This window comes from Ruegeria sp. AK4 (assembly GCF_056541025.1).
This window is the reverse complement of record NZ_JBQFXS010000003.1, coordinates 296,171-319,610: the sequence shown is the minus strand read 5'-3', so window position 1 is coordinate 319,610 and position 23,440 is coordinate 296,171. Positions and strand designations below refer to the sequence as shown.

Below are 23,440 nucleotides of genomic sequence, written 5' to 3'. Positions count from 1 at the left end.
AGCCATCATCACTATTCCGCCGCTTCCCCCTCTTGCCCGCACGAAGGCCCGGTGACACATTGGCCGCAAAACCCGGAAGGAACACAGTAGGCGGGAGGAAACGCCGTGATCGACAAGCGCAATTTCTACATCAACGGCCAGTGGGTCGCCCCGGCATCGGCCCATGATTTCGAGGTCATCAACCCCTCGACCGAGGAGCCCTGCGCGGTCATCTCGCTCGGGACCGGGGCAGACACCAACGCCGCCGTCGCCGCCGCCAAGGCCGCCCTGCCCGGCTGGATGGCCACCCCGGTCGCGGACCGCATCGCAAGGGTCGAAAAGCTGGTCGGGATCTACCAGACCCGGTCCGAGGATCTGGCGCAGGCCATGTCGCTTGAGATGGGCGCGCCCATCGACATGGCGCGCAGCCAGCAATCCGGCGCAGGCGTCTATCACCTGAAAAACTTCATCCGCGCCGCCAAGGCGTTCCAGTTCGAGCGCCCTCTGGGCGATCACGCCCCCAATGACCGGATCATTTACGAGGCCGTGGGCGTGGCCGCGCTGATCACACCTTGGAACTGGCCGATGAACCAGATCACGCTCAAGGTCGGGGCGGCGGCGATAGCAGGCTGTACGATGGTTCTGAAACCCTCGGAACAAAGCCCGCTGAACGCGATGATCTTTGCCGAGATGATGGATGAGGCCGGATTCCCCGCCGGTGTGTTCAATCTGGTCAATGGCGATGGTGCGGGCGTCGGTTCGCAACTCTCGGGCCATCCGGATGTGGATATGGTCAGCTTCACCGGCTCGACCCGCGCAGGCACAGCGATTTCCAAGAATGCGGCGGATACGCTGAAGAAAGTGCATCTGGAGCTGGGCGGCAAGGGCGCAAATGTGGTCTTTGCGGATGCCGATGAAAAGGCCGTCAAACGCGGTGTGCTGCACATGATGAACAACACCGGCCAAAGCTGCAATGCCCCCAGCCGCATGCTGGTGCAGCGCCCGGTCTATGATCAGGCGGTGGAAACGGCGGCTGATGTTGCGAACAAGGTCGCGGTCGGGCCCGCCATGGACGAAGGCCGCCATATCGGCCCCGTGGTGAACGAGGTGCAATGGACCAAGATTCAGGACCTGATCCAGAAGGGCATCGACGAAGGCGCCCGTCTGGTTGCAGGCGGCACCGGGCGGCCCGAGGGGCTGAACAAGGGTTACTATGTGCGCCCCACCGTCTTTGCCGATGCCAACAACCAGATGACCATCGCACGCGAGGAGATCTTTGGCCCGGTCCTGACCATGATCCCCTTCGACACCGAGGAAGAGGCCATCGAGATCGCCAATGACACGCCTTACGGGCTGACCAACTATGTTCAGACGCAAGACGGCGACCGCGCCAACCGCATGGCGCGGGCCTTGCGGTCGGGCATGGTCGAGATGAACGGCCAGTCGCGCAGCGCGGGCTCGCCCTTTGGCGGGATGAAACACTCGGGCAATGGGCGCGAGGGCGGTGTCTGGGGGCTGGAAGATTTCCTTGAGGTCAAGGCTGTCGGCGGCTGGGCCGCGGAGTAGCTCAAGTCCGAAGTGATCCGGTTGTGAGGCACCCAAGGGTGCCTCGCTCATTTTCCTCAGGCATCCGCCTGAGCGGCCTCATAGGCCAGCATGGCACGTTTGACCGGCAGGCCCCAGTGATAGCCGCCCAGCCCCCCGGATTTGCGCAGCGCCCGGTGACACGGGATCAGCCAGCTGACCGGGTTGCGCCCAACCGCCGTCCCAACCGCGCGCACCGCTTGCGGCGACCCGACCCGCTGCGCGATCTCGGAATAGGTGGTGACCTGACCCGAAGGGATATGCATCAGCGCCTCCCAAACCTTGATCTGCAGGGGAGAGCCGATCAGGTACAGCGGTGTCGGCTCCAGCCGGTCACTGGCCGCACCGAAAGCGCTGAGAACCCAGGGACGCAGGCGCATCGGGTCCTCGACAAAATCCGCCTGCGGCCAGCGCGAGATCATATCCCCCATCGCCGCCTCTTCGCCGGTTTCGGCCCCGAAGGCGATGCCGCAGATGCCTTTGTCGGTACCCATGACCAGCGCCGGGCCAAAGGGACATTCGAACCAGCCCCAATAGATCACCAGCCCCGCCCCCTTGCGGGCATATTCGCCGGGGCTCATGGATTCCCATTTCAGGAACAGATCGTGCAGGCGGCCACTGCCCGAAAGACCCACGTTATGTGCGGTCTCGAGCGTGGTGAACCGCTCGCGCAGCAGCGCCTTGGCATGGCCCAGCGTCAGATATTGCTGGTACCGTTTCGGCGACACCCCGGTCCAGCGCGAGAACAGGCGCTGGAAATGCGCCGGGCTCATGTCCATCTGCCGGGCCAGCTCGTCGAGGCTGAGGCTCTCGCCACCCTGATCGATCAGGTCTATGGCCCGGCGCATGACGTTGTAATGGTATCCGCTTTCGGGGGTCTGGACATTCATCGGTCTCACCTCATGTCGTTTCCAAAACCATAGCGCGCGCGCCACGCCCCCGCGACCCGGAACTTGCGCATTGGCTTTGGGCTTGTGTCGCGGCCTAACGGTCGGCATTAAGGCGCGGATGGCAAAGCAACGCGATTACCACACGATCCGCGAGATCTTTACTCGTTTTCAGGCCGCCGACCCCGAACCCAAGGGCGAGCTGGAGCATGTGAACGTCTATACGCTGGTTGTCGCCGTGGCGCTGTCGGCGCAGGCGACCGATGCGGGCGTCAACAAGGCCACGCGCGAGTTGTTCAAGATCGCCGACACGCCGCAGAAGATGCTGGATCTGGGCGAAGAGGGGCTGACCCAGCATATCAAGACCATCGGCCTGTTCCGCCAGAAGGCGAAGAACGTGATCAAGCTCAGCCGCATTCTGGTCGACGACTATGGCGGCGAGGTGCCCAATTCCCGCGCCGCGCTGCAATCGCTGCCGGGGGTGGGGCGCAAGACGGCCAATGTGGTGCTGAACATGTGGTGGCGGCAACCGGCGCAGGCGGTCGACACCCATATCTTCCGCGTCGGCAACCGCACCGGCATCTGCCCCGGCAAGGACGTGGACGCCGTCGAACGCGCCATCGAAGACAATATCCCTGCCGATTTCCAACTGCACGCGCATCACTGGCTGATCCTGCATGGCCGCTATCACTGCAAGGCGCGTAAACCGCTCTGCGGCACCTGTATCATCCGTGATCTCTGTCAATTCGAGGACAAGAACCTATGAAAACCTACCAGCTTGTCGGCATCGGGAATGCCGTCGTGGACGTGATTTCCCAGGCCGATGACAGTTTCCTGGAACTGATGGGCATCGAGAAGGGCATCATGCAACTGATCGAGCAGGAGCGCGGCGAAGTGCTTTATGCCTCGATGGAGGGCCGGGTGCAGACGCCCGGGGGCTCGGTCGCCAATACAATAGCCGGGGCTGGGGCGCTGGGGCTTGAGGCGGCGTTTATCGGACGGGTGCATGATGATGCTCTGGGCCGGTTCTACGCCGATGCGATGAACGAAGACGGCGTCGATTTCGTGAACCCGCCGGTGCCCGGGGGCGAGTTGCCGACGTCGCGTTCGATGATCTTTGTCTCGCCCGATGGCGAGCGGTCGATGAACACCTATCTGGGGATTTCCTCGGAACTGTCTTCGGCCGATGTATCGTCGGATGTGGCGGGCAGCAGCCGGATCATGTTCCTTGAGGGCTATCTGTTCGACAAGGAAAAGGGCAAGGCGGCGTTTCTGGAAGCGGCGCGGACCTGCCATGCGGGCGGCGGCAAAGCCGGTATTGCAATCTCCGATCCGTTCTGCGTGGAACGCCACCGGGTCGATTTCCTGCTGCTGATCGAGAACGAACTGGATTTCGTGATCGGCAACGAGGCCGAGATCAAATCGCTGTTCGAGACCGACGATCTGGAAGAGGCGCTGGCCAATACCGCCGCGATCTGCCCGCTGGTCGTCTGTACGCGGTCAGGCGACGGCGTGACCGTGCTGTCCGAGGGGCAGCGCATCGACGTGCCCGTCGAAAAGGTGGTGCCGGTGGATGCGACCGGCGCGGGCGATCAGTTCGCCGCCGGGTTCCTGTTCGGCATGGCGACAGGGCGGGATTACGAGACCTGCGCCAGAATCGGCAATGTCTGCGCCCGTGAGGTGATCAGCCATATCGGGCCAAGACCGGAAGCGAACATGCAGGAATTGCTGCGCGCTGAAGGGTTGTTGTAAGACTCTGAGCCACGCAAAAAGCCCTGTGCCACGCCCCCTCACAGCGATTTGTCGCAGACTTATCTACGGAGCGGCAGGTCAAATTTCCGCCTCAAAATCAGCCTATGGAAAGCGGACCGATGCAAGGGAATGAAACGGGCATGACAAAGCGGGTCGTCGTATTGGTCGACGGGGACAATATCGGTGCCGGCTACGGCGATGAGATTCTGCAGATCGCGCGGGCAGAGGGACGGGTCGACGTTGCGAGGGTCTACATGAACGCCCGAACCAACGCGCTCTGGCACAATGCGGACAGCTTTCATCTGATCCACAGCGGCACCGGGAAGAATGCCACCGACCTCATGCTGGCCATTGATGCGGTGGACATGGCCCTGCGGATGCACATTGACGCCATCGTTGTCGCAAGTTCGGACGGGGATTTCGTACATCTGCATCGGCGGCTGAGAGAGTGCGGTGTCAAATCAATCGCGATCGGCGAGGCCAAGGCCCCGCCCCTTATTCGCAGTTCATGCGCGCAGTTCCACGAATTGTCGCCCCCACGGGTTGAAGCGCCGTCAAATCCTGGCAGCTGGGAAATGGATCACCGGATCCGCGAATTGATAGTGGCGAACGGCAAGAACGGGGCGGGAATGCGGATGACCATTCTGGGGGCCAAGATGCATCGCCTTTACGGGATCAAGATCAGCGAACGGCCCGAACGCACCTGGCGGCGATACCTTCAGTCCAAACCTGATCTATACGATCTGGACAGCGCCGGGCAGAATGCGCATGTCCGGCTGAAAGCCCAACAGAATGCATAAAGCCGTCAGTCAAGGTGTCCCGCAAACGCCGCCACGACCTGTTCATACACCTCCCGCTTGAACGGCACGATTTCTTCGACCAGTTGCGAGGGGTCCTGCCATTTCCAGCGGGTAAATTCGGGGTGATCGGTTTCGATATTGATCTGATCGTCGCGGCCCTTGAAGCGCAGCAGGAACCATTTCTGTTCCTGACCCCGATACCGGCCTTTCCAGATTTTCGGAACGACGTCATGAGGCAGGTCATAAGGCAGCCAGCCGTCGGTCTCGGCGATGATCTCGACCAGATCAGCGGTGACGCCGGTTTCTTCCCACAGCTCGCGCAGGGCAGCGTCGCGCGGGTCCTCGCCCTTGTCCACGCCACCCTGGGGCATCTGCCAGGCGTCGGCGTGGCGATCATTGCGCTGACCCACGAAAATCTTGCCTTGCGGATTCATCAGCATCAGCCCGACGCAGGGGCGATAGGGCAGTTTGGCGATCTGGTCGGGGGTCATGCGCGGCCTCATCAGCAGGGTCTGACGCGTCTGTAGCAAGCACCGCGGCAAAGGCAAAGGGCATGACGTTAGGTTTCGCGTGACAAAGCTGACGCGCGCGTCAATCTTGGCCGAAATTGAGGGAGAGTTCGTCATGACCGCGTACCCAAACATGCTGGCCCCGCTGGATCTGGGCTTTACCACATTGAAAAACCGCGTGCTGATGGGCTCGATGCATACCGGGCTCGAGGAAACCGGCGACTGGAACCGGGTGGCCGAGTTTTATGCCGACCGGGCGCGCGGCGGCGTGGCGCTAATGGTGACGGGCGGAATCGGTCCGAACCTTGAAGGTTCGGTGCTGCCGGGGGCGGCGATGATGACCTCGGACAAGGATGTGGCGAACCACTCGGTCGTGACGGAGCGCGTGCATCAGGCGGGCGGCAAGATCGCGATGCAGATCCTGCACGCAGGCCGCTATGCTTATGGGCCGAAATGCGTTGCCCCCAGCCCGGTGAAATCCCCGATCTCGCCCTTCCCGCCACATGAACTGGACGAGGACGGGATCGAGAAGCAGATCGCCGACATCGTCAATGCGGCCCGATTGGCGCAAAAGGCAGGCTATGACGGCGTCGAGATCATGGGGTCCGAAGGGTATTTCCTGAACCAGTTCCTGGTGACCCACACCAACAAGCGCGAGGACCGCTGGGGCGGGTCTTATGAGAACCGGATGCGCCTGCCTATCGAAGTTGTACGCCGCACACGCGCGGCGGTGGGGACAGATTTCATCATCATCTACCGGCTGTCGATGATCGATCTGGTGCCCAATGGCTCGACCCATGACGAGGTGGTGCAACTGGCGCAAGAAATCGAAAAAGCCGGGGCCACGATCATCAATACCGGGATCGGCTGGCACGAGGCGCGGATTCCCACCATTGCCACCAGCGTCCCGCGCGCGGCCTTTGCGTGGGTGACGAAGAAACTGATGGGCAAGGTCGGCATCCCGGTGATCACCTCGAACCGGATCAACACGCCCGAGGTCGCCGAAGAGGTTTTGTCGACCGGCTGCGCCGACATGGTGTCTCTGGCCCGCCCGATGCTGGCGGATGCGGATTTCGTGAACAAGGCCATTGCTGGCCAATCGGCGCAGATCGCACCATGCATCGCCTGCAATCAGGCCTGTCTGGATCATACTTTCAATGGCAAACTGACCTCGTGCCTGGTCAATCCACGCGCCTGCCATGAGACCGAGCTGGTGATCACCAAGGCCGCGGCCGCAAAAAAGCTCGCTATTGTCGGCGCAGGTCCAGCGGGGCTGTCCACCGCGATGACCGCCGCCCAACGCGGCCATGACGTCACCCTGTTCGACCGCGCCGGTGAGATTGGCGGTCAGCTGAACATGGCCAAGCAAGTGCCGGGCAAGGAAGAGTTCTGGGGCCTTGTCGACTGGTACCGCACCATGATGGCCGATCTGGGCGTGACGGTGGAACTGAACCGCGAGGTCAGCGCCGACGATCTGACCGGTTTCGACGAGGTGGTGATCGCCACCGGTGTCACCCCGCGTGACCCCGAGATTCCGGGTCAGGCGCGTGACAATGTCCTCAGCTATGTGGACGTGCTGCGCGGCAAGGCCGAGGTCGGCACCTCGGTCGCCGTCATCGGGGCCGGAGGGATCGGGTTCGACGTGTCCGAGTTCCTGCTGGAAGAAGGGCACAGCGCAACCACCGACCTGCCGCTGTGGATGAAGGAATGGGGCGTGACGGACCCGGAACAGCATCGCTCGGGGCTGGCACCGGAAGGGCCGCAGCCGCAGGCCCCCAACCGTCAGGTCACGCTGCTGCAGCGCAAGGCGCAACGGCATGGCAAGGGGCTGGGCAAGACGACGGGATGGATTCACCGCGCGACGCTGAAGATGAAGGGTGTCAATTTCGTGGGCGGCGTGAATTATGAACGCATCGACGACGCGGGCCTGCATATCAGTTTCGGCGAAGACCGCGCCGACCCCACCGTTATCGCGGCGGATACCATTGTGCTGTGCTCCGGTCAGGTCTCCGAGCGCAGCCTTGCCGATACGCTGACCGAACGCGGCATCCCCTGCCACGTGATCGGCGGTGCCAATGTGGCCGCCGAACTGGACGCCAAACGCGCCATCAATCAGGGGACGCGGCTGGCGGCGGAATTGTAAGGAAACCGGCCCTGGTTACACAGGGCCGGTCACAAACCCCTGTTGGTTATTCGACCGTGATCGTAATCACATCCGATACAATCGGCGTCGCATGCGGCACGTGCCCTGCATCGCCCAGCACCAGTTGCAGCGTGTGTTCGCCGGGTGCCAGGTCCAGAGTCACCTCGGTCTGGCCGCCGCCGAAATGCATGTGGTTGTCGTCTGCGGGCAAACCATAAGCCAGCTCATCCGCGCCGTCTTCGCCCTCACCCAATGGTGGGCGGTCGATCAGCAGGTGATGATGGCCGGTGTTCTCTGCCTCGGTCCCGGCGGGCGCGACGCCCATGCCGCTTAGGCCAAAGACAATCGTCACCGGTGATTGCACCGTGTCGCCATCCGCCAGATTCACGAAATAGACTTTGGCGTCGGGGTTGGATGGTGTTTCTCCTCCGGCCAGCGCAAACGTGGCGGACAGGCACAGCGCGGCAACGGCTAAAATGGATTTCATGATTTCCTCCCACGTCACAAAAATGCCATTCTCATCATAGCACGTCAGAAAAAAAGTCCAGAAAACCTGTTGTGACAGGGCGGGCTGGCCGATCACGCGCAACTGTTTCCGCGTTTCCCATCTGCAAACGATCCACTTTAAATCCCTGATATTATCCCATGTCTGCCCCGTTTCCGCCCAGATTGGGGGCCAAAGTCGGGACAATAACCAATGCCTGGGGTACTAGAATGGATCGACTGACGGAAATGGAAGCCTTTGCCAATGTGGTGGACCAGGGTGGCTTCACCGATGCGGCAAAAAAGATGGGCATCTCCAAATCAGCCGTGTCCAAGCACGTATCGAGCCTTGAGGCGCGGCTTGGCGCAAGGCTTCTGAACCGCACCACGCGCCGTGTTTCGCCGACCGAGATCGGGTTGGCCTATTATGACCGCGCCCGCCGTGTACTGAATGACGCGGGCGAGGCGGATTCGCTGGTGACATCGATGCAATCGGCCCCGTCGGGCCTGCTGCGGATCAGTGTCGCGACCGATTTCGGCGTCAATCACCTGTCGCCGGTGCTGTCGGATTTCCTGTCGGCCTATCCCGAAATCACCGTCAACATGGTGCTGAACAACCGCTACGTGGAACTGATTTCCGAAGGGTTCGACGTGGCCGTGCGTATTGGCGAGCTGGAAGACAGCACCCTGCGCGCCCGCAAGCTGACCGAAACCGTCAAACGGATGGTCGTGGCCCCCAGCTATGTCGAAAAATTCGGACGCCCGCAAAAAATCGACGATCTGAACGAACACAAGCTGCTGCATTATTCCAGCCAGTCTTCCGGCAATGTCTGGAAACTGACCGCGCCGTCGGGTGAAAAGCGGCAGGTCCGTACCGCCGGCTGGCTGAGCGTCAATGACGGCCAGTCGCTGCTGAACGCGGCGATCTCGGGTCTGGGGATCGCGTATCTGCCCAGCTATCTTTACGCCTCGGCGATCAAGTCCGGCGAGGTGGTGGACGCGATGCCCTCGCTGCCAGACGAGGTACAGGGCGTCTACGCGGTCTACCCGCCAGGCCGTTTCACACAGCCCAAGGTACGCGCTTTCATAGATTTCCTGGCCGAGGCCTTCCACGACCGAGGCCCGATGGATTGGTAATTTCTCCCGGTGAACTCAGACGGCCCGCACTTTCGTGCGGGTCTTTTTTTTGGGGGCGGGGGAAGCCGTCGCGCGTGAAGGCTTTGAGCCGTTTTGTTGCGGATGCCACGGGGCATACAGATAACCGGCTCATAATTCAGGAAAAACTGCGCAAACTCTCATCAAATTCTGCCATCTAGTCGTGGCAAAAGAGTTTCATAAGAGTTCACAGACGTTTCTGTGACCAGATTTGAGAACTTTGGGTCCGGACATGATTCACGATATAGCTGTTTTCTGCTACTCAGCCTTCCTTATCTTAGCTTTAATCAGCCCATTTCTGCCCGCATTTCTTATGTGGAGACTGGCGGGCCTTTCCGCCACTGCCTACATAGCGGGAAAGCTCTTGGAAGGACCTGTTCATTGGTCCGATCAAAACTTGGGCTACGTTATCGGCACAGCGATAATTATTCTCTTTGTCTCAATTATCGCCCTCGCGATATTCATAAGGCTGACGGTTTCTGCGATACGAAACACCCTGAACGCCAACACCATGATCGGCCCCAAAAACCGCTTCATGTATTGCTTCGATGTTATCGCTTTAGCAACCGTGGGTTGCTGCGTTGGTTCGGCTCTGGCGATATCGCTTGCATATATGCTCTCGGGTGTGTCCGCGGGGGTGAACCTCGATATTGGCACAGCCATTCTGGCTTCCGCCGCCGCTGTTGTTGTTCTTGCAATTTCAAGTCGAAAGCTCGCGATCATGCTGGCCGTCAACTTTGTCACTTTGGCGGTCGCCGCAACCATGGGTGCACAGCAACCCAACCGAATACTCACCGCCGCCGAAGCGCTTGCGGAGGGTCAGGCTTGGTGCCTGGCAACCTCAAATGGGGCAGGGCCTGTTTCTGAAATTCAACAGCTTGGTTTTTTTGCTCTGCCAAAGGGCCATGCATACCCACATCTCGGGCTTTTGAAACGCGTTGATAACCAGACCTCGTTGGTCGCGCACTGGTCGATACGGCGGCAAGAGTTCGTTAAAAACGTCAAAGCAACCTGGGGCGTTCCAACCTGCTACCCTATCGAGAATTTCGCCGAAGCAATCAAAAACGGGGAGGTTGAGAACACCATCTACGGCGTGGGTTCTGATGTATATTCCATCGGGCCAGAGCTTCATCCACACGCCTACAGGGATCGGCTTTCCATCCGCAGCAATCAACTGATCGGGTCGGACGGCACCTATTCTTCGATCACAGAAACACTGGAACTGATCTACAACCCACGTGAACCAAATGTGTTTGAAAACGCTATATCGCCGGCGATGATGCCCGACCCCAACAAGTTGGACCCTGATGACCTGATGGGGACAGATAGGCTGATAGTCGATGGGTTTGACGAGAATACAGAACGACGCATAATCCTGTATTGCCTAAGTGGGCGATACGCTGATGAGGTTTGTCACGCTCAGGTCTTTGAAGGATCACTGGGCTACAGTTTCAACCTTCCATTGCTTAAAATAGGCCAATGGCCTGAGGCAGCGGATCGTGTGAAGGCTTTGTTTGCATCGCTGCGCATAAATTCGCGTCAGTAGTTTACCCCCAGCGTAGGCTACAGTCGTTTCCGCACGTGAGAATCCCTTCCAATTACAACGCAAGCGCCATACCACCCGCACCCACCCCCCTAATTCACCAGCAACACCGCCTCGACCCGGCGGTTCAGGTCGCGGCCTTCGGCGGTCTCGTTCGAGGTGAGCGGGGACAGATAGCCGACGCCATCCGCCTCGATCCGATCCGCAGCGACGCCGTGCGCCTCGATCAGGCGGGCGCGGACGGATTGGGCGCGTTTGGTGCTGACATCGGTGTTGGCCTGCAGGGTGCCGGTGTCATCCGTGTGCCCCACCAGCGCCAGCCGCAGATCGGGGTTGTCGGACAGGAACCCCGCCAGCAGCGACAGCGAGGCAAACGGCCCTTCGCCCAGCGTCACTTCTCCGGTGCGGAAATGCAGGTCGTCGAGAATGACGTGGCCGTTCTGTTGCAGATCCTCCAGCAAGCCGCCTGCGCCGTCGACCGTTTCCTCGATCACCACGGGGGCGGGATCGGGCGCGTCCACCGGCGTGACGCGGATCAGCTGGACGTAGCCGTCGGGCGGGTTGCGGCTGACCAGCAGGCTCAGCACCTCGGGGCCTTTGGTGGCCGACAGGAACCGGTAATCCTGAATGGCCACGTACATGTCGGGGGTCGGAACGACCTCGGTGCCGAAGCGGAAATCGAAACCGCCGCAGGCGCGCGCCTCGCATTCGAAGAGGATGTCAAAGCCCTGCGCCTCGATCTGGTCGCGCAGCGGGGCCAGCAATTGCAGCGTGGTGCTGGACCCGGCCTGCAGCCGCCAGGTATAGCGCTCGACCCGGCCTTCGACGTTGCGGGCGGGCACCGCGCCACCGGCAAAGGGGCCGGTGGGCAGGTCATAGCTGTCCAGCGGCGAGGTCCGGTCGCTGATCTGCCGGGCGCTGGATGGCAGGGTCAGGTCCTGCGCGGCGGCGGGACCGGCAAGCAGCAGGGTACAAAGGGCAAGACGCCGGATCATCGAAACTGCGCGTGGTAATCGGGGTTTGGAACCATGCCCGTGGCGCCGGCCACCCGGTTCGACATGTTGAAAAACCCGGTCACGTTGGCGATGTCCCAGATATCGCGGTTGCTGAACCCGGCATCGCGCAGACGCTGGCGATCGGGCTCTTCGATCTCGGCGCTGGCGGTTGTCATCTTGGCAGCGAAATCCAGCATCGCGCGCTGTCGCGTGTCCAGGGGTGCAACGCGGTAATTCATCACCAGCATCTCTCCCAACTGCGGGTCGCCGGAAAGCTGCCGCACCGCCGCACCATGCGCCACTAGGCAATAGAAACACTTGTTGATCGCTGACACGACGACCGCAATCATCTCGCGGTCCAGTTTCGACAGATCGCTGTCGGCCAGCATCAGGTCGTTATACATGGTGGTGAAGGCGTTCAGCTTGTCGATATCGAACGCATAAGCTTTCAGAACATTCGGAACCATGCCCAGCTTTTCGACGCAGATATCGAAATATTTTTGCGTCTCGGGCGGCAGCGGATCGACCATCGGCAGGTCAAGCGCGGTTGGCATGTCTTTTTTGGTCACGTTGGTCCCTCTTGTCAGGCACGCTGACGGTAGTGATATTCGCCCGCGATCTCCATTCCGAGGGCACGATACAGGCCGTTGGCCCCGGCATTGGCCTTGGTGCAGATCACGCTAAGGGTCTGCGCGCCATTGTCCAGAGCCCAGAAGGCCGCAGCGCGCATGCCCCATTGGCCAACCCCCTGACGGCGATGCGCGGGCAGGATTTCCAGCGCATGCACCATGGCGATGTCGCCGTGCAGCGCCACAAATGCCGTCCCGACGGGGCGGTTGTCATGGCGCAAGAGCAGGCCGGTTTTGGGGCCGGGCGCGCGTTCCATCACCGCGACCCGCTCGGGCCCGATACCGCCCTGCGCCCAAATTTCACGCATGATCGCAAGTGGTTCCCAGACGTCGAACGCCACCAGCGGGGGCAGAGGCGGATCGGTCAGCTGGCCGACAGGGCAACGATAGATATTGACCGGATCGAGGATATCATAGCCGCGCGCGGCAAGCCGGGCGTCCAGCGCCTCATCCCCCGGGCGCAGGCAAAAGATGCGGTTCTGGCCCATCGCCAGCATCGCGGCCTCGGCGGCGTCGATATCGCTGTCGGTCGCCGGTCCCAGCCCATTGGCGGCAGATACGCGCGACCCGCCGCCCTGCCCTTCGCGCAGTTGGAAAGGTCCGCAGGTGTCATACCGGGCCGCAGGCCAGGTGCCATCGACGACGTCTGCCCAGTTGATGGTCAAAGATCAAGCTCCTTCGCCAACCGAGTCATGGCGGCATCGATCTGCGCCCCGTCCGTGCCCCGCACCACCACATTGGCCCCGAAAACGCCGTTGATCTGGAATGGGTAGCAGCCGATCGAAAGCTGCTCGAACGCATCCGCCAGCGCTGCCAGAGTGGCCGCGATATCGCCCTCGCCCCGGTTCACGCGCAGGGTCTGGGACAAAAGCGGGCTGCCGCCGGTAAGCGTCGACAGAACGCTGGCCACCATCGCCTGAAACACCAAAGGCACCCCGGCCATCACATGCACATTGCCAAGGGTAAACCCCGGCGCGGTCGAGACCGGGTTGTCGATCAGGGCCGCGCCCTCGGGGATGCGCGCCATGCGCAGGCGGGCGGCATTCAGCTCCAGCCCGGATTTGTCATAATGGGCCTGCAGCAAGGCGCGGGCATCGGCGCGGATATCGATGGGCGTATCAAAGGCACGGGCGATGCAGTCGGCGGTGATGTCGTCATGGGTCGGACCGATGCCGCCGCTGGTGAACACGTTGTCATGCGCCTTCGACAAGTCCCTGACCGCCGCTTCTATGGCCGGGGCGTCGTCGCTGACGATGCGCACCTCTTTCAGGTCGATGCCATGCTTGGTCAGTTCCTGCGCCAGGTAATGCATATTGGCGTCGCGGGTGCGGCCCGACAGGATCTCATCCCCGATCACAAGCATTGCTGCGGTTGGATTGGCCATGGCGCGCCCTCCCTCTTGATCGGCCCACAGGGCAGGTATAGGCCCTTGGCCATGCGATTTGAAACCCCCCTTGTCCCCGCCCGCCTGATCCGCCGCTACAAGCGCTTTCTGGCCGATTGCACATTGGAAGACGGGCGCGAGGTGGTGGCCCATTGCGCCAATCCCGGATCGATGATGGGTCTCGCCGAGCCGGGCGAGAAAATCTGGCTGGAGCCCAATGACGACCCCAAGAAGAAATTGAAATACGGCTGGCGGCTGGTCGATCATGAGAACGGGCATTTTACCGGTGTCGATACCTCGGTCCCGAACAAGGCGCTGCGGGCAGCGCTGGAGGCGCGCGAAGTGCCCGAACTGGCCGCATACGAAACCGTGAAACCGGAAGTCAAATACGGCGAAAACAGCCGTATAGATTTCCTGCTGACCCAGCCCGGCCTGCCGGATGCCTATGTCGAGGTCAAAAGCGTCACCCTCTCGCGCCAGCCCGGTCTGGCCGAGTTTCCCGACAGCGTCACCACGCGCGGCACCAAACATCTGGGCGAACTGGCGGCAATGGCGGCGCAGGGGCACCGGGCGGTGATGCTGTATCTGGTGCAGCGCACCGATTGCGACCGCTTTGCGCTGGCCGCCGATATCGACCCGGCCTATGCGGCGGCGTTTGAAGGGGCGCAGACGCAGGATGTGGAGCGGCTGATCTGTGGCACGTGTATTTCCACGGAAGGAGTTTGGGTTAGCAACGGTCTAGTTTGGAACCGCGATTTCCAGACTTGAAAACAGGTTCTGACGGTGATTCTGTTCAACCGATTGAAACAAACGTTATTGAGAGCGCAGTGACACATAAGAAAGTTTGGGAATCCCTTCTTCTCCACAGTACCCGAAACATTCAGCCCATCAGCGTTCATTTGGATGCTCCGAGGCCGAAGGGGTACGTGGCGTTTCAGGACAGATATGAGGATGCTCAGGACATCCCGGTATCGGAGTATCCCGAGTACATCTATTTCACGTACTACGACCTTCAAAAGAAGAAGAAAGAGAACTTGCCAGACATATTCACGGGCGCGATGGCTTTGATTTATGCCTCCGAAGAAATGCGTAACGTGCTCACGCAGTTTGAACTGGGCCGCACCCGTTTTCACGAGGTACCATTGCTGGAATACGACCAGAAAACACCGTATCCGGGGCGACGCTGGTTTTTGATGCATATTCTGGAGAACCGGAAGACCTTTCTGCCTGATCTTTCTACGGGTCTACGTGCGGTCGGAACGAGTGGCGAAGTCTGGCAAGCAATTCCCGAAGGTAAGAACCAACTTGCCGTGGACCCTACTGCGGCCAGCGATTTGGACCTTTGGCTGGATCGTACTGTTCGGCGCCGAGTGTTTTTTTCGGATCGCCTTAAATCAGCGATCAAAGATTCGCGACTAAGTGCGCGCTGGATCGGCTTCCGTCCGTGCAAGGTCGTGGCAGTTGCGTCCCCTTGAAGTCGGCACCCGCGGCACCATCTGAACGACCGAACAGAGCCCACAACCTCACACCCTCTGGTACTTTCTGCACAAGCAGCGTAAAAGGAATGCTGCGCGAAACATTTGGAGCCTAGCGTCGATGAAAGAACATCGTGGCCGTCTGACCAAAGACGGTATCCGCATCTACGAACAGGGTGACTTTGCCGGCATGCACGCGGCAGGGGCCTTGGCGGCGCGGATATTGGATGACATCGCCGAGCATGTTTTCCCCGGTCAAAGCACCGGTGCCATCGACGGGCTGATCACCCGGATGGTCGAGGATGCGGGCGCGACCTCGGCCACCATTGGCTACAAGGGCTATCAGCACGCAAGCTGTATCAGCGTCAACCATGTGGTCTGCCACGGCATTCCCGGCGACAAAAAGCTGAAGGATGGCGACATCCTGAATATCGACGTGACCGTCATCGTCGATGGCTGGTTCGGCGACACCTCGCGCATGTATGTGGCGGGCAAACTGCCGCGCAAGGCCGAGCGGCTGATCCAGGTGACGCACGATGCCCTGTTCAAGGGCATCGAGATGGTCAAGCCGGGCAACACCTTCGGCGATATCGGCCACGCGATTCAGGCCTATGTCGAAGCACACCGGATGTCGGTCGTGCGCGATTTCTGTGGTCACGGGCTGGGCCGGGTGTTCCACGCACCGCCGAATGTGCTGCATTACGGGCGTCCGGCAACGGGTTCGGTGCTGGAAGAGGGTATGTTCTTCACCATCGAGCCGATGGTCAATCTGGGCCGCCCCGAAACCAAAACGCTGGCCGATGACTGGACCGCCGTGACCCGCGACAAGTCGCTGTCGGCGCAGTTTGAACATTCGGTGGGTGTAACGGCGGACGGGGTCGAGATTTTCACCCTGTCACCCGGCGACAAGTTTCATCCGACCTATTCGTCCTGATCCTGCGCCTGATCGCGCAGCAGCTTCAGCAGCATCGTCTCGGACCCCCATGGCGTCACTGCGTCATGGATGAACACGGGCGCGCGCCTTGGTTTCGGCGGAGGGCCGGTTGCGGTGTCGGTATCCGGTTCGAAAGCCCAGAGCGGCGGAGTTAAGGCGCGGTCCATGGCTCGGACCATAGCATGTTTTCGGGTCAGAGTCCCAAAAGCCGGGGAACATCCGCCATGTCGGAAAACACTTCTGCGCCAATTTCCGCCAGTTTCGCGCCGTCGTCATGGGCCGCATAACCCAGACAGCGCATCTCGGCGCGGATCGCAGCGGTCACACCATTGTGGCTGTCTTCAATGACGACCGGCGCGGATGCGCCAAACTGCTGAGCGGCAAGCCGGAACATCTTAGGGTCCGGTTTCGCCGTCCCCAACTGGTGCGCCGAGAACATGGCCCCGTCAAAACGATCCCACAGACCGTTCTGCCCCAGCGTGATCGCCATCTTGTCCGGGCTGCCGTTCGAGGCGACACAGAACGGGATACCGTGGTGATCCAGCGTATCGAGCAACTCGCGAACGCCAGGTATCAGCGCCACGCCCTGCCGCAGGCGCGCATAGGTTTCCGCATAGACCTGATCGACCCAATCCTCGGGCAGATCCGCCCCCAAATCGCGCGCCTTGTCACGCACGCCGGTCATTGTACCGCCCAGAAAGAAACCGACGCTGTCCTCCAGCGTCAGGTCCAGACCATAGCGGCCCAGATTGTCGACAAGCACCTGATTGGACAGCGGCTCGCTGTCGACCAGAACGCCGTCGCAATCGAAAATCACCAGATCGTGCATGGGCCCTCGCCTGTTTCAGTCTGAAATATCGCGCCACATCAATGAGATATGGGTGTCGCCATATTTTCGCGTATCGTGTTGGGCAAACCCGTTCGGCGCGACCATCGGGGTGCTTTCTTCCCAGACCAGCAGCGCGTCATCGGCGATCCATCCGCCCGCAAGAGCGGCCTCAACGGCCTTCTGGCCCAGCGCCTTGCCATACGGTGGGTCGAGGAAGATCAGGTCACAGGCCGGACCGGGATTTTCGCCCAGCTTTGTGGCATCCCGGCGGATCAGGCTCGTCCGGTCGGCGCTGCGGGTCAGGTCTATGTTCGTGCGAATGAGGCGCTGCGCCACCCGACCGTCATCCACAAATGTTGCGTGCTCGGCACCGCGCGACAGCGCCTCGAGCCCCAGCGCGCCGGTGCCTGCGAACAGGTCCAGAACCCGCAGACCTTCGAAATCGATCAGATGGGTCAGCACGTTGAACAGGCTTTCCCGCGCCCGGTCGGTGGTGGGGCGCAGATGCGCGCCTGCGTCCCCCTTGCCGACCGAGGCCAAGGCGCGGCCCCGGAAGTCTCCGGCGATGATCCTCACGCTTTGAGCAGCGGTTTCAGATCCGCCTGCGCGTCGGCCACAACCGCCGGATCAGCGGTCTTGCCTGCGTCGATAAGGCGTTTTCCGACCATATAGGCGCGCGGGTCGTTCATCGCATCAACCGCAATCAACTGGTCGCCCTTGTAATACCAGAAGGACACGGTCGCGCCCTCGCCCTTGCGGGTCACGACGCGGTCATAGCCGGTGTTCAGGCCCGCGATCTGCAGCTTGACGTCATACTGATCCGACCAGAACCACGGCGTCGCGGTATAGCCCTTGGCTGCGCCCAGCATGTTCTGGGCCACGATCTCGGCCTGATCGATGGCATTGGGCACGCTTTCCAGCCGGATACGCCCCTCGCCATGGGGGAAGGACGCACAATCACCCGCCGCCCAGATCGACGGGTCCGAGGTGCGGCCATGGGCGTCGGTCTTGATTCCGTTGTCCAGCTCCAGCCCCGCCATCTCGGCCAGTTGGGTCGAGGGCGCGATGCCCACGCCGACCACGACGAAATCGACCTCAAGCTCGGTGCCATCACTTAGCGCGGCACCCGTGACCTTGCCGTTTTCACCGATCAGACGGTCCAGCCCGACGCCTTCGCGAATATCGGCCCCGTAGCCGCTGTGCAGCGCACGGAAGTAGTCGCTGGTCTCGGGCGCGGCGACCCGTTGCAGGATGCGATCCGCCATCTCGACCAGAGTGACCTTTACGCCGCGCTTGGCACAAACCGCCGCAGCCTCGAGCCCGATATAGCCGCCCCCCACGATCAGCGCGCGCGCGCCGTCGGTGACGCGGGGCTCCATCTCGTCGATATGGGCCAGATCGCGCACCACATGCACGCCGTTCAGATCACCGCCAATCGCGGCCGGAAGGCGGCGCGGGTCGGACCCGGTGGTGAGCGCCAGCTCGTCATAGGCGATGACCTCATCCCCGACCATCACGGTCTTGGCCTGCGGGTCGATGCCGGTCACGCGCTGGCCCAGACGCAGGGTGATGTTGTTATCGGCATAAAAGCTTTCGGGGCGCAGAAACAGGCGCTCCAGCTCCATCTCGCCCAGCAGATAGGCCTTGGACAAAGGCGGGCGCTGGTAGGGCAGATGCGGCTCGGCCCCGATCAGGGTGATGTCCCCTTCAAACCCGTCTTTGCGCAGCCTGGCGACAAGCGAAGACCCCGCCTGCCCCGCACCGATCACGACAATATGGCTCATGCTCCTCCCACCCTGTCGAATTCCCGTGGTTAACTTGCTTCGCTCACCTATATTGCGGCTGAGCCCGACTCTGCAAATCCAAACGACAGGAGCTTAAAAATGATTTCAACAGGTGACACTCTGCCCGACGCAACGCTGACCCGGATCGGGGCCGAGGGGCCGGAAGAGGTTCGGCTGTCCGACAAGGTCAAAGGGCGCAAGGTGGTGATTTTTGCAGTGCCGGGCGCGTATACGCCAACCTGCAGTTCCGCCCATGTTCCCAGCTTCATGCGCACCAAGGATCAGTTCGACGCCAAAGGCGTGGACGAGGTCATCTGCATCTCGGTCAACGATCCCTTCGTGATGAAAGCCTGGGGCGAGGCGACCGGCGCGACCGGGGCAGGCCTGACCATGCTGGCAGACGCCGCATCCGAGTTCACCAAGGCCATCGGCATGGAATTCGACGCCCCGCCTGCGGGCCTGATCGCGCGCTCCAAACGATATGCGATGCTGGTCGAGGACGGCAAGGTCACGGCGCTGAACCTGGAAGAAAGCCCCGGCACCTGCGAAGTGTCCGCCGGCGAGACGTTGCTTGCGGCCATGTAACCCTGCGCGGCCCCGGCAGCGTCGGGGCCATCCACGCCGTATTTCACTTGATAGAACGCCCCGATGCGCGAATACTCGGCGCATATGAACCGGGGAGTTAATTCATGAAACTCAAGGCTTTTTCACTTATCCTGACCGGCGCGGGGCTGTTGGCCGCCTGCGGACCGGCCCCAACCCCGCAGCAACAGGCCGCCCGCCAGCACGAGATTGCCTGCCTCGGCGGCACGCTGGGTGGCGCGTTGATCGGCGGGGCCATCGGCAACCAGTTCGGCGGCGGGTCGGGCAAAACCATCCTGACCGCAGCAGGGGCCGCCGCGGGCGGCTTTGAAGGTCAGAGATTCGCATGCTGAGGAGCGCCGCCATGAAACGTCAGATTATCGTCATCACAGCGGCTCTTCTGGCCGGAGCAGCCAGTGCCGAAACCGTGGGCGAGCTGCATGAAAACGAGCTGAAAGCCATCGACGCCAACAATGACGGCTTTCTGTCCAAGGACGAGTTTAACGCTTTTTCCGACTACGCCTTTCAGGAAATGGATGACGACAAGAACGGCACGCTGGGTCTGGACGAGGCCAAGCCGTTTCTGGACATCAAACAATTCCAAAATGTTGACCGCAACAATGACAGCCTTATCTCCAGAGCAGAATATGACGCGCAGATGGACAGCGACTTCAACGCTGCGGATTTGGACGGCAACGGTCAGCTGGATTAGGGTCAGGAGCGGGCGATGAACAAATGGATCGGTCTGGGGGCTTTGGCTCTGGTGGCGGCCTGCGACGTACCGCAGGCCCCTGTTGTCACCGGGCCGGACGGGCAGGCGCGCATCCAGATCAATACCAGCGGGCTGACCTGCTATGAAACGCGCTGTCTGGACATCAACCCGGCGGCGCGCAGCGTCCGGTCAATCGGCAACCGGACCACGGGCATCCCCCGCAATATCGACGTCAGCGATGGCACCGTGACACCGGATGAATTCCGGCAGCTGGGCATCACGGCGGCGCTTGCCGGTGGTCAGGGCTCGCAAAGCGACCGGGGTTAGACCAGACCGTCCATCTTGCGCGCCAGCTTGGCATCCAGCGCCGACAGGCCGCCGACATCATGGGTGGACAGCACCACCTCGACCGTGCGGTAGACATTCGACCATTCGGGATGGTGGTTCCACTTTTCAGCCCAGATCGCCACCTGCGTCATCCAGCCGAAGGCAGCGACAAAATTGTCGAAAATGAAGGTCTTGGTAATCGCGTCCCGGCCTTCAACCATGGTCCAGCCGTTTTTGAACAGCGGGTCCAGCAGCGGTCCGCGCGTCTCGGTCGACAAAAGTTCGGTCATTGGTGTTCCTCCGGGTTCGATTTTCTGAACGGTCCGTATTCGGTCAGAATCTCGATCTCTTCTCCCACCGCCCGGCCCTCGGCGTCCAGAAATTTCTTGACCGCGTCGGCAAATCCGGGATCGGCGACCCAGTGCAGGCTATGCGTGCGGGTCGGCAGGTAGCCGCGCGCCAGCTTGTGCTCGCCCTGCGCACCGGCCTCGACCCGCTTCAGGCCATGGGCGATGGCAAAATCGATCGCCCTATAATAGCACAGTTCGAAATGCAGGCAGGCATGGTGTTCGACGCAGCCCCAATAGCGACCAAACAGCGTCTCGCGCCCGATAAAGTTCAAGGCCCCCGCGATGGGATAGCCGTTGCGTTCGGCCAGCACCAGAGCGATGTCATTCGTCATGGTTTCCTGAGCGATATCAAAGAATTGCCGCGTCAGATAGGGTGAGCCCCACTTGCGCGCGCCGGTGTCCTGATAGAACCGCCAGAACGCGTCCCAGTGCTCGGGGCGCAGCTCGTCACCGGTTAGGGTGCGGATATCGCCGCCAAAGCCGCAGGCCTGCGCCCGTTCCTTTCGGATATTCTTGCGCTTGCGCGACGACAGGGCCGCCAGAAACGCGTCGAAATCCGGGTAGGTTTCGTTCAGCCAATGGAATTGCTGCGTATACCGCACCATCAGGCCCATTTGCGCGCCGGCCAGCGCCTCATCCTCGGTACAGAACGTGGCATGGAGCGAGGAGACCTGATTGTCAGCGGCCAGTTGCACCGCCCCCTGCGCCAGCGCCGACATGCCAATCGCCTCGTACCCCGGGCGCACCAGAAAACGGCGACCGGTGGCGGGGGTGAACGGCACGGCGATCTGCAGCTTGGGATAATACCGCCCGCCCGCGCTTTCATAGGCATGGGCCCAGCTATGGTCGAAGATATATTCGCCCTGAGAATGCGATTTGGCATACATCGGGGCCGCTGCGATCAGCATCCCGTCCAGATAGGCCGTCAGATATTGCGGCTGCCAGCCCGTGCCGCGCCCGACGGAACCGCTTTCCTCGAGCGCCAGCAGAAACCTATGCGTGGTGAAGGGATCGAGCGGGCGTCCGCCACCTGCCGCTTCGGGGCAGGCGCAGGCGTCCCACTCTGCCGCAGATATCTGCGACAGGGATGCCAGTACCTGAACCTCGATCTGTGCCTGATCCATATGCCCTCCGCGCCCCGTCTTTATCTGTGACTCCGGCGGGTGGGATCAAGCCGGATGGGCCGCCGGATAGCCCTCGAAGGTCACATTATCGGCAACCTTGCGGGCCTCTGCCTCTTGTTCGGGCGACCGGACGGTCCAGCACAGGACCGGCACGCCGCGCGCTTTCAGTTCTGCCACGCGGGGGCGGTTCAGATCGTGCACCTCGTGACTGATGAAACTGGCCCCGACCCGGTCGAAATCAGGGATGTCGCGCAGATGGTCGCAGACGCTTTGCGGCAACAGCTCGACCTTGGGCTTGTAGGAACAGGTCACCAGACCCCGCGGCAGGTGCGGGGCCAGACGGGCCAGTTCGGCCACGCTGTGCGGATTGAACGACATCAGCGCGACGGGGCCGTCATAGCCCTGCAACGCCCGGACGGCATCCGCCTCTAACGGGCCGATATCGGGACCCATCGCACCATCCTGATCCTTGAACTCGATCAACAGCGGCACCTTGCCCGCCACCATCCCAAGCACCTCGTCCAGTGTCGGGATGCCATCATCGGCCTGCAACAACGCGGTTGCCTGCGCCTGTGCCGCTGAAACCTGCCGGATCGGGCCGGGCTGCCCGGTCAGACGCGCCATGTCATAATCGTGAAAGACCATCGCCCGGCCATCCGAGGTCAGCTGCAGATCGACCTCGATCCCGTAGCCTGCATCAATAGCCGCGCGAATGGCCGCCCGGCTGTTTTCCGGGCGGTTGTCCGAGATATCGTGCAGGGCCCGATGTGAGATCGGAGCCCGCAGGAATTCAGAAGGCAGGGGCGGTGTCATTGGACCTCGAATATGCCTTCGATTTCGACCGCCACGCCCAGCGGCAGTGACGCGGCACTGACAGCCGAGCGGGAATGACGGCCCGCATCGCCCAGCGCCTCGACCAGAAAATCCGACGCGCCGTTGATCACCTGCGGCTGGGCGGTGAAATCGGCGGTCGAGTTCACGAAACCGGTCAGCTTGATCACCCGCACCAGCTTGTCGATATCGCCGCCGCACGCGGCCTTGACCTGCGCCAGCAGGTTGATGGCGCAGACCTTTGCCGCAGCCGCGCCTGCGTCAACATCCATGTCATCGCCCAGCTTGCCGGTGATCAGCTCATCCGCCTTCGAGATCTGGCCCGAGACGTAGACGATATTGCCCACGCGCACGAAGGGCACATAATTGGCCGCAGGCGCAGGCGCGTCCGGCAACGTGACGCCCAGGCTTTCCAGTTTTGCTGCGATGGTCATGTGATGCTCCTCACCCTGTGTTCGACTCGGGCGGACGCTAACCGGGAAGTGGCGCTGGGAAAAGCAGGAAACCGCCATTTTGCCGATCACCCGCGATCTGGGCATAACTTCTCTTATTGCGAACTGTTGAAGCTGTGTCACTTTACGGCGCGCCGGCAGACAGGTTAAACGCTAGGTGTTTCATTCGAGGCGTGAACCATCTATGACTCAAAAAC

29 protein-coding genes are annotated in these 23,440 nt (G+C 61.5%); 14 read left to right on the top strand and 15 right to left on the bottom strand.

Going from position 1 to position 23,440, the window contains the following annotated elements; all coding sequences use genetic code 11:
• Positions 1 to 105: 105 nt before the first annotated feature.
• A complete protein-coding gene (locus ACR0EZ_RS07970; protein WP_480612120.1) occupies positions 106 to 1,545 on the top strand; it encodes an aldehyde dehydrogenase family protein in 1,440 nt (479 codons plus the stop codon).
• Between the two features lie 56 nt (positions 1,546 to 1,601).
• Here the strand turns inward: ACR0EZ_RS07970 and ACR0EZ_RS07965 are convergent, their stop codons facing one another.
• Complete coding sequence (locus tag ACR0EZ_RS07965) at positions 1,602 to 2,453, bottom strand: bifunctional helix-turn-helix domain-containing protein/methylated-DNA--[protein]-cysteine S-methyltransferase (RefSeq protein ID WP_480612119.1); 852 nt, start codon at positions 2,451 to 2,453, stop codon at positions 1,602 to 1,604.
• A gap of 118 nt (positions 2,454 to 2,571) precedes the next feature.
• Between ACR0EZ_RS07965 and nth the strand changes: the two genes are divergently transcribed.
• The 3 genes from nth (at position 2,572) to ACR0EZ_RS07950 (ending at position 5,002) form a co-directional block, all read left to right on the top strand.
• Complete coding sequence (gene nth, locus ACR0EZ_RS07960; RefSeq protein ID WP_480612118.1) at positions 2,572 to 3,216, top strand: endonuclease III; 645 nt, start codon at positions 2,572 to 2,574, stop codon at positions 3,214 to 3,216.
• Positions 3,213 to 4,202: an adenosine kinase gene (locus tag ACR0EZ_RS07955; RefSeq protein WP_480612117.1), complete on the top strand. Its 990-nt coding sequence runs from the start codon at positions 3,213 to 3,215 to the stop codon at positions 4,200 to 4,202. Before nth ends, ACR0EZ_RS07955 begins: the two co-directional genes overlap by 4 nt.
• A gap of 140 nt (positions 4,203 to 4,342) precedes the next feature.
• Positions 4,343 to 5,002, top strand: a complete 660-nt coding sequence (locus ACR0EZ_RS07950; RefSeq protein WP_480612116.1) for an NYN domain-containing protein — start codon at positions 4,343 to 4,345, stop codon at positions 5,000 to 5,002.
• 5 nt (positions 5,003 to 5,007) lie between these two features.
• On the opposite strand, the gene ACR0EZ_RS07945 is transcribed toward ACR0EZ_RS07950, so the two are convergent.
• On the bottom strand, positions 5,008 to 5,493 hold the full coding sequence (locus ACR0EZ_RS07945) for an RNA pyrophosphohydrolase (protein WP_480612115.1): 486 nt from the start codon (positions 5,491 to 5,493) through the stop codon (positions 5,008 to 5,010).
• 133 nt (positions 5,494 to 5,626) lie between these two features.
• Here ACR0EZ_RS07945 and ACR0EZ_RS07940 point away from each other — a divergent pair, with 133 nt between their 5' ends.
• Entirely contained in the window at positions 5,627 to 7,654 is a 2,028-nt protein-coding gene (locus ACR0EZ_RS07940) for an FAD-dependent oxidoreductase (RefSeq protein ID WP_480612114.1), read from the top strand.
• Between the two features lie 46 nt (positions 7,655 to 7,700).
• On the opposite strand, the gene ACR0EZ_RS07935 is transcribed toward ACR0EZ_RS07940, so the two are convergent.
• Positions 7,701 to 8,141 (bottom strand): DUF4399 domain-containing protein, encoded by a 441-nt coding sequence (locus tag ACR0EZ_RS07935; protein WP_480612113.1) that lies wholly within the window; start codon positions 8,139 to 8,141, stop codon positions 7,701 to 7,703.
• A 227-nt stretch (positions 8,142 to 8,368) separates the two neighbouring features.
• Between ACR0EZ_RS07935 and ACR0EZ_RS07930 the strand changes: the two genes are divergently transcribed.
• On the top strand, positions 8,369 to 9,274 hold the full coding sequence (locus ACR0EZ_RS07930) for a LysR family transcriptional regulator (RefSeq protein WP_480612112.1): 906 nt from the start codon (positions 8,369 to 8,371) through the stop codon (positions 9,272 to 9,274).
• Between the two features lie 415 nt (positions 9,275 to 9,689).
• On the top strand, positions 9,690 to 10,838 hold the full coding sequence (locus tag ACR0EZ_RS07925; protein WP_480612111.1) for a hypothetical protein: 1,149 nt from the start codon (positions 9,690 to 9,692) through the stop codon (positions 10,836 to 10,838).
• Positions 10,839 to 10,927: 89 nt separating this feature from the next.
• Here ACR0EZ_RS07925 and ACR0EZ_RS07920 read toward each other — a convergent pair whose 3' ends face one another.
• From ACR0EZ_RS07920 to ACR0EZ_RS07905, 4 genes are read right to left on the bottom strand one after another with little or no spacing between them, the layout of a single operon-like run.
• Positions 10,928 to 11,830: an OmpA family protein gene (locus tag ACR0EZ_RS07920; RefSeq protein ID WP_480612110.1), complete on the bottom strand. Its 903-nt coding sequence runs from the start codon at positions 11,828 to 11,830 to the stop codon at positions 10,928 to 10,930.
• Positions 11,827 to 12,384, bottom strand: coding sequence for a peroxidase-related enzyme (locus tag ACR0EZ_RS07915; RefSeq protein WP_480612404.1), 558 nt, complete (start codon positions 12,382 to 12,384; stop codon positions 11,827 to 11,829). Before ACR0EZ_RS07915 ends, ACR0EZ_RS07920 begins: the two co-directional genes overlap by 4 nt.
• 29 nt (positions 12,385 to 12,413) lie before the next feature.
• On the bottom strand, positions 12,414 to 13,124 hold the full coding sequence (locus ACR0EZ_RS07910) for a GNAT family N-acetyltransferase (RefSeq protein ID WP_480612109.1): 711 nt from the start codon (positions 13,122 to 13,124) through the stop codon (positions 12,414 to 12,416).
• Entirely contained in the window at positions 13,121 to 13,843 is a 723-nt protein-coding gene (locus tag ACR0EZ_RS07905; protein ID WP_480612108.1) for a competence/damage-inducible protein A, read from the bottom strand. The genes ACR0EZ_RS07910 and ACR0EZ_RS07905 overlap by 4 nt, the downstream gene beginning before the upstream one ends.
• Positions 13,844 to 13,894: 51 nt before the next feature.
• Between ACR0EZ_RS07905 and sfsA the strand changes: the two genes are divergently transcribed.
• From sfsA to map, 3 genes are all read left to right on the top strand, one after another.
• Positions 13,895 to 14,611: a DNA/RNA nuclease SfsA gene (gene sfsA, locus ACR0EZ_RS07900; protein WP_480612107.1), complete on the top strand. Its 717-nt coding sequence runs from the start codon at positions 13,895 to 13,897 to the stop codon at positions 14,609 to 14,611.
• Positions 14,608 to 15,318: an imm11 family protein gene (locus tag ACR0EZ_RS07895; RefSeq protein ID WP_480612106.1), complete on the top strand. Its 711-nt coding sequence runs from the start codon at positions 14,608 to 14,610 to the stop codon at positions 15,316 to 15,318. The genes sfsA and ACR0EZ_RS07895 overlap by 4 nt, the downstream gene beginning before the upstream one ends.
• Before the next feature lie 121 nt (positions 15,319 to 15,439).
• Positions 15,440 to 16,252, top strand: a complete 813-nt coding sequence (map, locus tag ACR0EZ_RS07890; RefSeq protein WP_480612105.1) for a type I methionyl aminopeptidase — start codon at positions 15,440 to 15,442, stop codon at positions 16,250 to 16,252.
• Here the strand turns inward: map and ACR0EZ_RS07885 are convergent.
• The 4 genes from ACR0EZ_RS07885 to ACR0EZ_RS07870 are packed head-to-tail and all read right to left on the bottom strand — an operon-like array spanning position 16,240 to position 18,865.
• On the bottom strand, positions 16,240 to 16,419 hold the full coding sequence (locus ACR0EZ_RS07885; RefSeq protein WP_480612104.1) for a hypothetical protein: 180 nt from the start codon (positions 16,417 to 16,419) through the stop codon (positions 16,240 to 16,242). The two genes, map and ACR0EZ_RS07885, sit on opposite strands and share 13 nt — an antisense overlap.
• A 26-nt stretch (positions 16,420 to 16,445) precedes the next feature.
• Positions 16,446 to 17,081 carry an HAD family hydrolase gene (locus ACR0EZ_RS07880; RefSeq protein WP_480612103.1) on the bottom strand — a complete coding sequence of 212 codons (636 nt, stop codon included), beginning with the start codon at positions 17,079 to 17,081 and terminating at the stop codon, positions 16,446 to 16,448.
• A 15-nt stretch (positions 17,082 to 17,096) separates the two neighbouring features.
• On the bottom strand, positions 17,097 to 17,657 hold the full coding sequence (gene rsmD, locus ACR0EZ_RS07875) for a 16S rRNA (guanine(966)-N(2))-methyltransferase RsmD (RefSeq protein ID WP_480612102.1): 561 nt from the start codon (positions 17,655 to 17,657) through the stop codon (positions 17,097 to 17,099).
• Entirely contained in the window at positions 17,654 to 18,865 is a 1,212-nt protein-coding gene (locus ACR0EZ_RS07870) for an NAD(P)/FAD-dependent oxidoreductase (RefSeq protein WP_480612101.1), read from the bottom strand. Before ACR0EZ_RS07870 ends, rsmD begins: the two co-directional genes overlap by 4 nt.
• Before the next feature lie 99 nt (positions 18,866 to 18,964).
• On the opposite strand from ACR0EZ_RS07870, the gene ACR0EZ_RS07865 reads away from it, so the two are divergent.
• The 4 genes from ACR0EZ_RS07865 (at position 18,965) to ACR0EZ_RS07850 (ending at position 20,486) form a co-directional block, all read left to right on the top strand.
• Positions 18,965 to 19,450 (top strand): redoxin family protein, encoded by a 486-nt coding sequence (locus ACR0EZ_RS07865; RefSeq protein ID WP_480612100.1) that lies wholly within the window; start codon positions 18,965 to 18,967, stop codon positions 19,448 to 19,450.
• A 104-nt stretch (positions 19,451 to 19,554) separates the two neighbouring features.
• Positions 19,555 to 19,800, top strand: coding sequence for a glycine zipper 2TM domain-containing protein (locus ACR0EZ_RS07860; RefSeq protein ID WP_480612099.1), 246 nt, complete (start codon positions 19,555 to 19,557; stop codon positions 19,798 to 19,800).
• Positions 19,801 to 19,811: 11 nt separating this feature from the next.
• A complete protein-coding gene (locus ACR0EZ_RS07855) occupies positions 19,812 to 20,159 on the top strand; it encodes an EF-hand domain-containing protein (protein WP_480612098.1) in 348 nt (115 codons plus the stop codon).
• A gap of 15 nt (positions 20,160 to 20,174) precedes the next feature.
• Positions 20,175 to 20,486, top strand: coding sequence for a hypothetical protein (locus tag ACR0EZ_RS07850; protein ID WP_480612097.1), 312 nt, complete (start codon positions 20,175 to 20,177; stop codon positions 20,484 to 20,486).
• On the opposite strand, the gene ACR0EZ_RS07845 is transcribed toward ACR0EZ_RS07850, so the two are convergent.
• The 4 genes from ACR0EZ_RS07845 to ACR0EZ_RS07830 are packed head-to-tail and all read right to left on the bottom strand — an operon-like array spanning position 20,483 to position 23,225.
• Positions 20,483 to 20,776, bottom strand: a complete 294-nt coding sequence (locus tag ACR0EZ_RS07845) for a 4a-hydroxytetrahydrobiopterin dehydratase (protein WP_480612096.1) — start codon at positions 20,774 to 20,776, stop codon at positions 20,483 to 20,485. The two genes, ACR0EZ_RS07850 and ACR0EZ_RS07845, sit on opposite strands and share 4 nt — an antisense overlap.
• Positions 20,773 to 21,960: a GNAT family N-acetyltransferase gene (locus tag ACR0EZ_RS07840; RefSeq protein WP_480612095.1), complete on the bottom strand. Its 1,188-nt coding sequence runs from the start codon at positions 21,958 to 21,960 to the stop codon at positions 20,773 to 20,775. The genes ACR0EZ_RS07845 and ACR0EZ_RS07840 overlap by 4 nt, the downstream gene beginning before the upstream one ends.
• Positions 21,961 to 22,005: 45 nt before the next feature.
• A complete protein-coding gene (locus ACR0EZ_RS07835; protein ID WP_480612094.1) occupies positions 22,006 to 22,773 on the bottom strand; it encodes a glycerophosphodiester phosphodiesterase family protein in 768 nt (255 codons plus the stop codon).
• The gene (locus tag ACR0EZ_RS07830; RefSeq protein WP_480612093.1) at positions 22,770 to 23,225 is read right to left on the bottom strand and encodes a RidA family protein; all 456 of its coding nucleotides are present in this window, start codon (positions 23,223 to 23,225) and stop codon (positions 22,770 to 22,772) included. Before ACR0EZ_RS07830 ends, ACR0EZ_RS07835 begins: the two co-directional genes overlap by 4 nt.
• Positions 23,226 to 23,440 lie beyond the last annotated feature (215 nt).